The organism is bacterium (assembly GCA_037147175.1).
In the GTDB taxonomy this organism is placed as follows: Bacteria; Cyanobacteriota; Vampirovibrionia; order Gastranaerophilales; family UBA9971; genus UBA9971.
Genome location: JBAWVS010000003.1, coordinates 1 through 12617, shown reverse-complemented (window position 1 = coordinate 12617; position 12617 = coordinate 1). Strand labels below are relative to the sequence as shown.

General features: G+C 33.0%; 10 protein-coding genes. 6 read left to right on the top strand and 4 right to left on the bottom strand.

The window, feature by feature from the left end:
* Positions 1–237 precede the first annotated feature (237 nt).
* Positions 238–4722: an AsmA-like C-terminal region-containing protein gene (locus WCG23_01270; GenBank protein ID MEI8388491.1), complete on the top strand. Its 4485-nt coding sequence runs from the start codon at positions 238–240 to the stop codon at positions 4720–4722.
* 5 nt (positions 4723–4727) lie between these two features.
* Here WCG23_01270 and WCG23_01265 read toward each other — a convergent pair whose 3' ends face one another.
* Both WCG23_01265 and WCG23_01260 read right to left on the bottom strand, forming a co-directional pair.
* A complete protein-coding gene (locus WCG23_01265) occupies positions 4728–5120 on the bottom strand; it encodes a HEPN domain-containing protein (GenBank protein ID MEI8388490.1) in 393 nt (130 codons plus the stop codon).
* Positions 5107–5424: a nucleotidyltransferase domain-containing protein gene (locus WCG23_01260; GenBank protein MEI8388489.1), complete on the bottom strand. Its 318-nt coding sequence runs from the start codon at positions 5422–5424 to the stop codon at positions 5107–5109. Before WCG23_01260 ends, WCG23_01265 begins: the two co-directional genes overlap by 14 nt.
* A gap of 192 nt (positions 5425–5616) precedes the next feature.
* Here WCG23_01260 and glyA point away from each other — a divergent pair, with 192 nt between their 5' ends.
* Both glyA and WCG23_01250 read left to right on the top strand, forming a co-directional pair.
* Complete coding sequence (glyA, locus tag WCG23_01255) at positions 5617–6867, top strand: serine hydroxymethyltransferase (protein ID MEI8388488.1); 1251 nt, start codon at positions 5617–5619, stop codon at positions 6865–6867.
* Positions 6868–6924: 57 nt separating this feature from the next.
* Complete coding sequence (locus WCG23_01250; protein MEI8388487.1) at positions 6925–8004, top strand: MraY family glycosyltransferase; 1080 nt, start codon at positions 6925–6927, stop codon at positions 8002–8004.
* Positions 8005–8123: 119 nt separating this feature from the next.
* Here WCG23_01250 and WCG23_01245 read toward each other — a convergent pair whose 3' ends face one another.
* Positions 8124–8750: a DedA family protein gene (locus WCG23_01245; GenBank protein MEI8388486.1), complete on the bottom strand. Its 627-nt coding sequence runs from the start codon at positions 8748–8750 to the stop codon at positions 8124–8126.
* 203 nt (positions 8751–8953) lie between these two features.
* On the opposite strand from WCG23_01245, the gene WCG23_01240 reads away from it, so the two are divergent.
* A complete protein-coding gene (locus tag WCG23_01240; GenBank protein MEI8388485.1) occupies positions 8954–9568 on the top strand; it encodes a hypothetical protein in 615 nt (204 codons plus the stop codon).
* A 74-nt stretch (positions 9569–9642) separates the two neighbouring features.
* On the opposite strand, the gene WCG23_01235 is transcribed toward WCG23_01240, so the two are convergent.
* Entirely contained in the window at positions 9643–10008 is a 366-nt protein-coding gene (locus WCG23_01235; protein ID MEI8388484.1) for a hypothetical protein, read from the bottom strand.
* Between the two features lie 359 nt (positions 10009–10367).
* Between WCG23_01235 and WCG23_01230 the strand changes: the two genes are divergently transcribed.
* Complete coding sequence (locus WCG23_01230) at positions 10368–11765, top strand: Clp protease N-terminal domain-containing protein (GenBank protein MEI8388483.1); 1398 nt, start codon at positions 10368–10370, stop codon at positions 11763–11765.
* Complete coding sequence (locus WCG23_01225) at positions 11762–12502, top strand: hypothetical protein (protein MEI8388482.1); 741 nt, start codon at positions 11762–11764, stop codon at positions 12500–12502. Before WCG23_01230 ends, WCG23_01225 begins: the two co-directional genes overlap by 4 nt.
* Positions 12503–12617: the final 115 nt, after the last annotated feature.

The window sequence follows — 12617 nt, the reverse complement described above, 5'->3', positions numbered from 1 at the left end:
GTAAAAACATCAACTTGTTAGAGGTATAATTGTTGATGAAAAGTCAGTTAATATAGTAATATTAGAGAAGTAGCAGGAAAATTTGTAATAACAGGTTTAATGAAACCCGATTTTAAAAAAAATATAATTTTTTCAAGTATTTTTATTTTTTTTATTGTGCTTAATTTAGCATATTTTTTTGCGTTGCCTGCAATTATTAATATAGAAAAATACAAGCCTGAAATAAGGGAATATCTTATGGAACGTGTTTCTGTTCCACTTGTTTTAGGAAAACTTGATATTGATATGACCTGGAATTTAGGGATGAAAATTAAAATTGATAAAGCTTTTCTAAGAAAGCCGAATGGGAGCAAATTTATAAGTATTGGTGATTCTCGCATTGAGGTTTCGCTGCTTCCTTTGTTGAATAAACATGTTGTGATTCGCGAAGCCGTTATAAACAATCTTGACGGGATTATTACAAGAACTAAAGACGGAACTTTCGATATAAACAAAATCTTTGCCAAAAAAGGAAAAGCAAAATATAAAGTTGAATTTAAAAACACTTCAATAAATTTAAGTAATTATAAACTCAATTTCATAGATAAAAATATATCTCCTGAAAAAGATTTTGTTTTTAGCGGAAAAAATCTAAAAATAGAGAATTTTACTCCTGATAAATATATTAAAATTCAAGCAGTAGGAGCTGTTTCTGAGTTAAAAAAACCCGAAATGCTCTATGCTTTAACTTTGGATGCAGATCTTCCTTTAAAGAAAATAAATCCAACAAAAAATAGGTTAAAAATCAGAGGAATCATTGAAAAATTTGATCTTTCAGAGTTCAAACCTTACATAAACAGATATAGTTCCCGTTATTTCTCGGATTTTACGGGAATTGGCAGTGTAAACTTTGATATAGATTTAAATACAGAAATTGTCGGCAAAAGAAAATTCTTCATTAATTCAAAAATTAACAATCTGAATATAAGCAGCGGACTGAGAGAAAAAAAAGAATCTCAAGCTTCGTCTGCATCTGATGAGTTTTATGGAAATATTTTGTCTCATAAAGGCTCGTTAATCTTTCAAACGAACGGGAATTTTGATGATAATGATTTGTATTTAGATAATTTTCAGGTTAACGGAAAAGGAATTAATACATCTATCAAAGGAAAAATAAGCAATTTTGCCAGAAAAAAAATCAGAAACGTAGATTTAAATGTTGAAGTAGAAGGAACAAGAGCAAAGACAGCAGCAGAAATATTTCCTAAAAATATTAATGTTGCTCTGGATCCGTTTAATAAAATTATAAAACATAATATAGACGGTAATATATCAGGAAATATAACAGCAAAAGGCTATTATAAAAGACCTGCCCTTTTTGGAAAAATTAAATACGATGATTTTTCAGTAGTAGAAAAAGTTCCCGATTCTCCCAACGGTTATGGCAGCGTGGATTTTTTGGGTTCTACGCTGGTCTTGGACAGTACACAGTACCTGAGCAAAAATGGATTTGTTAAAACAACAGGTACTATAGTTCCTTTCAAGGGAAAAAAAGTTGATCTTAAGATAAATTCAACTCAAAACATAGATTTTGCAACAACATTACCTGTCTTGCTTGCTGTCAGAGATATGTTTCAGTTTAAACTAGCACCTGTTACGGAAATGGACATAACAGGAAGAGGAAAAGTCAGTCTTGATATAGTAGGAGCATTTAAAGACGTAACAATAAACGGATATGTAGAAACCAAAAATGCAAAGGTAAAGTACAAAACCCTTGCAAGTAAAGCGGAAAATGTTAACGGAAAAGTGAAATTCAATGGAGAAAAGGTTTTTTATGATGATCTTAGCGGTGTTGTGGAAGGAATAAAGTTGATTCCCTCAGGATATTCAACACTTCACGGGTATTCTGACATAAAATTATATATGCCTAATCTTGATTTAAAAAAAGGACAAAAGTTTATATATGGCAGCCCTCTCCTTAAAAAAGTGCAGGTCTCATTAAAAGACATTATGGACATAAAAGGGGTTGCTGATACTACGATTTTTCTTAAAGGAACAGAAGAAAAGCTTGATTCAAGCGGAATTATAAAATTTGTTGGTGCTTATCTTTCTTATAAAGGCTATGGAGAAGCTTTTAATGATCTCAAAGGGCAGCTAAGGTACAACAATGAAAATATATTTATGGATAATATAAATGGCAATGTCTTAAAAAACAACGTAACTGTTGACGGTTTTGTGGCTGCATTAAGTAAAAATATTGATCTTTCAATTGCTTCCAAAAATATTAATCTGGAAGATGCCAAGAAATTTGTCATGAACAGTTCTTTAATGTCTAAAGCACAGAAAATAGTTAATGATTTTTCTTTTATTAAAGGAAGAGCTTCTTTTAAATTGAAACTCAAGGGAAAATCTAATGATGATTGCCTTGAAAGCCTGATTTTTGAGAATACGAATGCAGTTTTTATACAAAAAAATACTGGTTTCCCGATAAAAATTGCTAAAGGAACTTTTACCATAACTGATGATTCTGTTCAAACTCCAGAAATGCAAGCAAGTATTGCAAATACGGATTTTACTGTCAAAGGCAAAGTTTCTAATCTTAAAGCAAACATCAATACAAAAGCTCCTGTAGTGCCTGATATAGAGTTGCAAATAAGAAATTTTAACGTTGCAATGCTTAAAGAAACAGCAAAATCCTCTTTAATTCCTAATAATTTAAGAAAAATTTTGGCAGATATAACCCCATCTTCATTGCCTCTTCATAGCGGTAATAATAATATTTTTGTAAGGATAAATCAGTCAGGATTCAAGGCTAAAGTGAATTTTGATAATTTCGCAATGAATTATTTGCCCTACGATTTACCCCTTGTAATTGAAAATGGAAAAGCTGAAATAACTGATAAAACCGCATATTTTTCAGGCATAAACGGTAAAATATCAAATTCAGGATTCTTTATAAATGGAGCCGTAAAAAATTATCTAAAAAAACCTTCGTTTGAGACGGAATTATCTATGGAAGTTAATCCTGAAGATTCAGACAGACTTAGTTCACTGTTTAAACAACCTGTTGATATGAAAAACAGTATCCCTATAGTGATAAAACTCAAGGGAGGTCTTGATAACTGGAATGTTTTGGCAAAGATGGCGCTTAACAAAGGCACTTCTTTGAGTTTTGCTAAGCAAATAGGCTTGCCTGATGATAAAGTAAGAATGATTGCTCTGGAGGCTCAGGGCAAAAGTGACAGAATTGATATAAAAAGAATGGAACTCAACATTTTCGGAAGAGATACTGAACTGAACAATCAATTACTTCGTAATGTTGATATTACAGACGAAAAAGATAAAATCCTGCACATTTCAGGCTCTGTAGACAGATTAAAAAGCCAAACTCCAATATTTAAAACCTTTAGAGTTTATACAAATAACGAAAAGCCCCTTAGTCTATGTATTTTAAATCCAGGTGTATGCAAAGTTATAAATAATGGAAATGATAAATTCTTTTCTGAAGGAAATGTAAAAGCTGATTTAACAATTAACGGATCAATTTATAATCCTGATATTGCAGGTTTTATTTCTTTTTACGGATTAAAAATACCTGATTATAAGTTAAGTCTTGGAGATGCAAATGTTTCTTTTACTAAAGACAATATTAATCTTAATCTTAAAGGCTTAAAAATAGATGATTCTTCTATGGATATTAAAGCTTTACTCGATTATTCATGGCAAACTCCCTTGATGGTTAGAGATATCAATATCACTTCAGATTATATGAATATTGATAAGATTGCTGCAGTTTTTATGGCAAATAAAGATTTGATAAACAGCAGTACAGAGGATATTAAAGCAACAAATTTTGTTATTCAAAATGGAACTCTTGATTCTAAAGAGTTAATCATGCGCGATATGATTATTTCAAATGTTAAAGCTGATGTAAACTTCACTCCTGATGGATTATTATCTGTTTCTGATATTCAAATGAAAGCAGCAGGTGGCGTTGGCACGGGTAATCTCTATTATAATGCCAAGTCAACAGAACTTTCGCTTAATTTAAAAGCCAAGAATATGCAGGCAAATGCTCTTGCTACAACACTTTTAAGATTTCCAAACGAAGTTTACGGAACTCTTAACGGAGAAGGACAATTTTATACAAGTGGAAGAAATTCCGAAGAAATGATTTCTAATTCAAACGGCTATGCTGATTTCAAAATTTATGACGGTAGACTTGTCAGGCTTGGTTCGCTTGAGTACTTCTTGAGAGCTGCAAATGTAATGCAGAGTGGTATTGGTGGATTGAATGTCAATAATGTTATTGATCTTGTCATTCCTCAAAAAACAGGATATTTTGACAAACTGGAAGGAAAACTTGATATAAAAGACGGTGTAATTAATACAGAAGAGATAACTTCTTCCGGAGATAACTTGAGCCTGTTTATTTCAGGCAACTTTGATATGCTTACAAACTATGCTGACGCTAAAATACTTGGTAAACTTTCCAAAAAAGTATTAGGATTGTTGGGTCCTCTCGGAAGTGTTTCTGTAAATCAGGTTATAGGCTATATTCCCGGGTTTGGATTTTTGCCAACTGCGGCAGGAGAAAAAGGTCTTATTGATTTAATCCCCGGATTAAGCAAAATCCCTGTACTCGGGCTTGATTTTAATAAGAAAAACAGACAGTTTGAAGTTGATATTAATGGCAATCTCTACGAACAAAGCTCAGTAAAAAGCTTTAGGTGGCTAGATTAAAAAATTTAATAACCGAGATGTGTTTTAATTTGTTCTATAAAAAATTTTGAATCATTCAAATCCTTGATAATATCTTCTTTATCGGGTTTCCATGTGAATTCATAATCACTTTTTTGTCTGTTTTCGTAAGCTTCTTTGTATATTTTAAAAAGGTTTTCATTAAAAATTTTGTCAGTATAAACAAATTTCTTGTTAAACCAGCTTAAATATGGACTGTGCTTTGAAGAAGAAAAATCGTAAAAATATCCAAGTGCAACAATAGAATAAAAAATCGCATAATAAATTCTGTTTTGCGCTGTTGATAAAAATTCATTTTCAATGCTTGATTCTGCTGATTTTATAGATTCATCTGCCTTTTCAAGTGCTATTTTTATAAGAACATCTTTATGCTGCGTCATAAAATATACCGTTATTCACTACTTGATTGTAATATATGGGATTTCTTTCCAGTTCTTTTATTGTCATAGGGTGAAGATCAATAAAAACATCGAGTTCTGCCTCTAGTCTACCAACAATACCCCATATATCCATTCTTTTGTTTCTGCTTATTTCATCGAAAACAGCCACAATATCAATATCGCTTTCATCAGTTGCAGAGCCACTAACTCTTGAACCGTATAAATAAGCCCCTTTAAAATCAGTAAAGGTTTCTTTCAGTTTTGTATTTAAATATTCAACTACCTGTAAAGTTTTTATATCCATGAAATTTTATTTTCCTTCTGTCAAATTCGATTATATCAGATTAAAGCTAAATTTAAATAAATTTGATTTATTTTTTTGATAAAGTTGTTTATATATATAAGATTTAATAAGTAATATTTTGAGAATCAATAATTAATTTTATATCATCATATTTTTCTACTATAATAATTATAAAAGATGATGGAGGATGTTATGGAAGTTGAAAGAATAAGACAGACAGACCCTGAAGTGGCAGAACTAGTCTTAAAAGAATTAGACAGACAAAGAAACACTATAGAACTTATTGCAAGCGAAAATTTCACGAGTGAAGCAGTAATGGCTGCGTGTGGAACGGTTTTGACAAATAAATATGCAGAAGGCAAACCGCATAAAAGATTTTATAACGGTTGCGAAATAGTAGACCAGATAGAAGAATTGGCTCAGCAAAGAGCAAAAAAACTTTTCGGAGCAGAACACGCAAATGTGCAGCCACACAGTGGCGCACAGGCAAATATGGCAGTGTTTTTATATGCTTTAAAATTCGGAGATAAAATACTGGGAATGGATTTATCCAACGGAGGACATCTTTCTCACGGTTCACCTGCGAATTTTTCAGGTACTTACTTTGATGCAACAACTTTTTACGGTGTAGATGAAAAAGGTTATATCAATTATGATGAACTCGAAAGACTTGCTCTTGAATCAAAACCGAAAATGATTATCGCAGGTGCAAGTGCTTATGCGAGAACTATAGACTTTAAAAAATTCAAAGATATAGCAGATAAAGTCGGCGCTTATTTTATGGCTGATATAGCACATATTGCAGGGCTTGTAGCAGCAGGACTACATCCTTCACCTGTTGAATATGCGGATTTTGTGACAACTACAACTCATAAAACACTTAGAGGCCCCAGAGGCGGACTAATTCTTTGCAAAGAACAGCACTCTTTAGGCATAGACAAGGCAGTATTCCCCGGAATTCAGGGCGGTCCGCTCGAACATATTATTGCAGGTAAAGCTATAGCATTGAAAGAAGCACTTCAGCCGGAATTCAAAGTTTATCAGCAAAGAATATTAGATAACGCAAAGGCTCTTGCAGAATCCCTGATTGCAAATGATATGGATCTGGTAAGCGGTGGAACAGATAATCATTTAATGATTATGGACTTGAGAAAGTACGATAAAACAGGAAAAGATATCAGTAATTTACTTGAAAAAGTTAATATTACCGCTAACAAAAATACTGTACCTAATGATCCAAAAAGTCCTTTCGTTACAAGCGGAGTAAGACTCGGTACACCTGCAATAACCACAAGGGGTTTCACCACAGAAGATATGAAAATAGTTGGTAAAATCATTGCAGAAACAGTAAAATATTCTGAAAACGAAGAGAAATTAAGCGAATTGAAAACTATTTCAGCGGAATTATGCAATAAATATCCACTTTACCCTGATATAGTATAAAAACATTTAAAATGAAGTATAATATGCATAAGTTATAAAAGGAGCGATCAAAACTATATGCAATATGCCCATATTCACGGTTTTTTAATAGCATTTGTACTGGCTTTAGTAATTGTGCCTGTAGTTAGGAGTTTTTGTCTTAAAAAAGGACTGGTAGATATTCCTAACGACAGAAAAGTCCATAAAAAACCCATTCCAAGACTGGGTGGGGTTGCAATATGGCTTTGTACAATACTCACATTCATAATACTTGTTTTTGTAAACTGGGACTATCCTTATGGCAATGGATTGTCAGGCATACTTGTGGGAGGAAGCATTATGTTTCTTCTCGGACTGGTAGACGATTTATATGACCTAAGCCCTAAATTCAAGCTTGTAGTCCAGATAGGTGCTGCTTTAATAGCATTTTTACTGGGTGTTAGGATTGAAATTTTGTTTAATCCTTTTGGAGGTGCGCTGCATCTCGGAATATTCAGCCTGCCTATAACGTTGATATGGCTTGTCGGTATAAGCAATGCTATGAATTTTATTGACGGAGTTGACGGACTTGCAGGTGGAGTAAGCGCAATCTGTGCGGTGACTCTGGCAGTGGTTGCAATTTATACTAATCAGCCCATAAGCGCACTTCTGGCATCAATCTTAGCCGGTTCAATGATGGGCTTTCTTGTGTTTAATTTTCATCCGGCAAGAATTTTTATGGGAGATTCAGGAGCTTTGTTTTCTGGATTTGCGCTGGCAGGACTTTCTGTCGCTGGAGTATTGAAAAGCCTAACTGCTACAATGGTTTTGCCTATTCTTATATTGGTTGTGCCAATTTTGGATATATCTTTTTCAGTTTTTAGAAGACTTTTAAAAGGTTCAAATCCGATGAAGGCAGATGCAGAGCATATTCACCATAAACTTCTTCAGGCAGGGTTTTCTCATAATAGAACAGCGACTATTCTTTATCTTGTATGTGCAGGAGCCGGCTCTGTTGCAGCAATTATAGTCGGAGCGCAAAGAGTTTATCTTACAATTTTGTTAATCGTATTGTCGCTAATGCTTTTATTATCAAGATTAGCTAATTCCAGAAAAGTTAAAGAATCTGATAAACTAGCGGATTTGAATGAACAGCCTCAGGAAGAATTTCAAGTTTAAGAGCCTATCTTGTTAAAAATTTATAAATTAAGCTTTAAATGCTTGTTTGACAAAGCGGTTTTGATTTTAACAAGACAGCTTCTAAAAATATAATTTTTGTAACATGGTAATTTGAAATATTAAGATTCTTTAAGATGTTTTAAATGCCTGTAAATATATATTACGAATAATATAAATAAAGTTCCGACAATGGCGTAATCGAATTTATGCCAGAAAGCTGAAAATACTTCTCTGTGTTGACCGAGCTTTAGACCGACATAAACAAGAAAATAACTCCATATTAAAGAACCGAGAAAGGTAAACAAGATAAATCTCGGTAAATTTACCTTTAAAATTCCGGCAGGTAAAGAAATAAAAGTTCTTACTACAGGAAGCATGCGGCATATAAAAAATGCCCAGTCGCCGTATTTTGCAGTCCATTTATCAGCGGTTTCGAGGTCTTTTTTGCTGATTAAAAACCATTTTCCATGATTTTCGACAAAAGGCCTTCCTCCGAAGTATCCCAGATAATATGACGGGATAGAGCCTGCAACACAACCGAAAGCTCCTGCAAAACAAGCTGTATGAAAGCCTATTAATCCTTTGCTTACAAGATATCCTGCAAAAGGCAAAATTGCTTCACTTGGCAGAGGAATATTTGAGGATTCAATAGCCATTAATAAAGCTATTCCTATCGATCCCATGCTTGTTATAGTATGTTCAATAAAATTAATTAAAGGCAAAAGACTTTGATCTAGATAAGACATGATACGCTTAAACTCCTAAAAACTGTACTGCGTTTGTAAAATTTTATTTAGCGGTTAATTTTAGAATACTATCATACCATCAATGATAACCAACTTCTTTGTTTGTCATCGAAAAACTAATATGTTAGTATTTATATAAAATAATGTATTATAAATATTTGAATAATATTATAGGTTGGGTAGGATAGTGAAGGATTGAAATAGTGAGTTTTACAGACGTAAATGCACACACGAAAAAAATTATTGCAAATAAGCACGAAAAATCTATGGCTAAGCTGGCAGTTACTACTTCGGATAGAAACATTGTGAATCTTGAAAAAACCTTTTCTCTTGAAGATGCAGGAAGTGTTTTGCGTCCTGAGATAAATAATCAAGTGAACAATAAAAATTCTTTTACACAAAAAATTGATACTTTGAGAAAAAATCATAGACTGGGACTAAAAAATAATACTAAAATTTTTGAGGAAAATGCTTCTATAGAGAAACAGGAGATTTTTAATATTCCTGAAAGTGAGAAAACTCCTCAGATTGTTAATGTTCCCACTATAAACAATGAAGCAATGCAAATGATTAATGCACTTATTCATACGCAAAATCATATAGTTCAGGAATTAACCGAAGTTTTTGACAAAAGACTTGAAAAATTTGATGATATTATACTTGATCTTATCAGATGTAAAACTGAAAATGAAAGATTAAAACAAAAAGTCGATAATTTAACCAGAGATAATTATAAATCTAAAAAAGAAATAGAAAGTTTTAGATCTGTAATACCCGGCGTTTATATAAAGAAAGAACTTGATAAAACAAGATTTTAAAAAATTTTTCTATAATTTAAAAAACTCCTCGGGAAGAGGAGTTTTTTAATAATATATCGATTATTTATGATTAATTAACCGAGTGTTTTGAATGATGTTTCAATGTTTTTATCGATAACTTTTTTAACTGCATCATATTCTGTTTGAACTTCATTGTGCTGGGTATCAAGATTTTTTTGAACACATTCTAATGATTTATCTTGAGATTGGAATACTGCAAGAGCAGCTGTTTGATTTGCGCTTATTACGGAAAGTTCAGATGCATAAGTTTGACTTGTTGGGTTAACAGCAGACATCTGAGCTGCATATAATGTTCCTACTTGAGCGGCTGCCATACTGACAATCATTCTTTGTTGGTTAACGTTTTGTACTTGAAATTCAAGATCGCTTTTTCTTGCTGTAAGCATTAACAATCTACCTTGGCTTGCTGCTAAACCCATTTTAATTCTCCTTTTATCTTACCTTAACTATTTATTAATTTTGTCTCTACTCTTATATAAAAACAAAAAGTATCTACGGAATGCATAAAAAGTATATACTGTTACATTTCTTTACACAAAGGTTGGGAATTATTCTAAAATCAGAGCTTCGGGTATCTTCTAATTATTTGTTTTTTATTTTAGAATGATTTTAATTGTGTATTAGGTTTAGAAGCTGTCTTGTTAAAATCAGAACCGCCTTGTCAAACAAGTCGTTTATGATTTTAACCGCAGTCCCTAAACGAGCCTTAAAAGCTTATATATTAATTTTAATATTTTAGCAAGATCGGCTCTTAGTTAGATATAGAAAGAGAAAAGGTTTGATAGAAAGATTTACGGAAAAGGCAATAAAAGTAATTTTATTAGCGCAGGAAGAAGCTTTTATTGCTAAACATGAAAAACTTTATCCTGAACATATTCTGCTCGGACTTTTAAGAGAAGGCTCTGGGCTTTCGGCAAAATTGCTTAGAGCCTCAGGCTTAACCCTGGAAATTTTAAGAGAAGAAATAACAAAAATACCTTTTAAACAGACTGAACTTTCCAATACTTCTGAATCTTTACCTTTTAGTCCTGCTGTAAAAAAAATACTCAGGGAAGCCTGGTATGAAAGCCAATCTGTCGGTGCGTATTATGTAACGCCTGAAAATCTTTTTGTATGCCTGTTAAGGGAAGAAAATACATCTATTATAAATCTTTTGAGAAATTTGGATATTGATATAGCAAGGATTAAAACAAGTGTAAAAAGATCTGCAAACAAATCTATAAAGCCTAATAATCATCCTGAAGACGTTTCTAAGTCTGTTGTATCAATAGCAAATCTTGATACTTCTCTTTTGTTTGAAGATGAAAATTTGAACAAAATAATGAATATAGCTAAAGAAAAATTAATCGAAACCAATCGAGAAGCTTACGGCACAGAACAGTTGTTTATCGGAATGCTGGAAAATAAAGAAAACTGGCTTGCGCAGATTCTCGAAAGCGAAGGCGTAAATATTGATAATTTTATGCAAAAATTAAATGAAATTAATTCAAGAAAAGATGAATATAATGAAGATGAACCACAGCTGACTCCAAAAGCTTACAAAGCAGTGAGTTCAGCGTATGACCTTGCAAGAGAATTCGGGTCAACATACATAAAACCTGAACATGTGCTTCTGGGGATTCTGAAGGAAAAAAATGGTCTTGCAAGCAGGATTTTAGAAGAATTAAACATTGATATAGATTCACTTTTTCATAAAATAATTAATCCTATAGAAAAAGAAAAGCCTGAAATTCTTACTATTATTAAACTTGCTCAGGAAGAAGCAAGAAGGATGGAACAAAATATAGTAGGAACAGAACAGATACTTCTGGGGATACTCGGCGAAGGCGCAGGAGTTGCCGCAAAAGTTCTCAGGGACTTAGGGATAACTTTAAAAGATTTGCGGATAGAAGTCCAAAAAGTTATCGGTTTTGGACATCATTATTCAGAAGAAAAAGAAATGCTTTTTACTCCTCGTGCCAAAAGAGTTTTAGCTCTTGCATGGGCCAAAGCAAAAAGATTCCATCATGCTAAAATAAAATCCGAACATCTTTTGCTTGCTATAACAAGAGAAAAAGATTCAATGGCGATGAAGGTACTTGGAAACGTAGGTGTTGATGTACTCGAAATAAGACAGGGCATCTTAAACGAAATTAAAAAAGGCGATATAACGGGCTTTGATAAAGTTGATATATGAATAAAGTCGCCAAAATAACATTTAATTTTTGGATTATGAAAATTTGTGCAACTACTCTCGGGGAAACAGCGGGAGATCTTTTGTCAATGACGATGAACGTCGGATATGCTATGAGTTCCGGAATTCTGGTCAGTATTTTTTTTATTACGTTAATAATGCAGCTTACTTCGCGTAAGTTTAATCCGGTACTTTATTGGACGGTGATACTTTCGACAAGTACGGCAGGCACAACAATGTCTGATTTTATGGATCGAACACTCAAGTTTGGATATGCGAAAGGCTCGGTTATCCTGATTACTTGTTTGTTGGGAACTTTAGCTGTTTGGTATTTTAGCGAAAAGACTTTATCTGTCAGCAATATCCAAACAACAAAAGCAGAAATTTTTTATTGGATAGCTATATTGTTTTCAAATACGTTGGGTACTGCTTTAGGAGATTTTCTTGCTGATAATTCCGGTCTGGGATTTTTGGGAGGAGCGGCTCTTATTGCAGGATTAATAGGAGTAGCTGTCTTTACGTGGTATTTTACACGGTCTAATAGAGTTATATTGTTCTGGATTATTTTTGTTTTGACGCGTCCTTTTGGAGCAACTTTCGGAGACCTTCTTACAAAGCCCGTTGCAAAGGGTGGGCTTAATTTTGGAACAATCGGCTCTTCTTCCATTCTCGCTGCAATTCTCATAATTTTTGTAGTTTATACCAGCATTGCAGAGAAAAAAGCAGTCGCTGAAAGTTAAATATTCAGGTTCATAGTAAATTTCAGTCTATCAAGTAAAAACACAAATCCGAAGAATCTGTCTATACTGAAACGAGTTTGTTTTCAGGAAAACCGGCAAAGCCGGATTTTCCCGA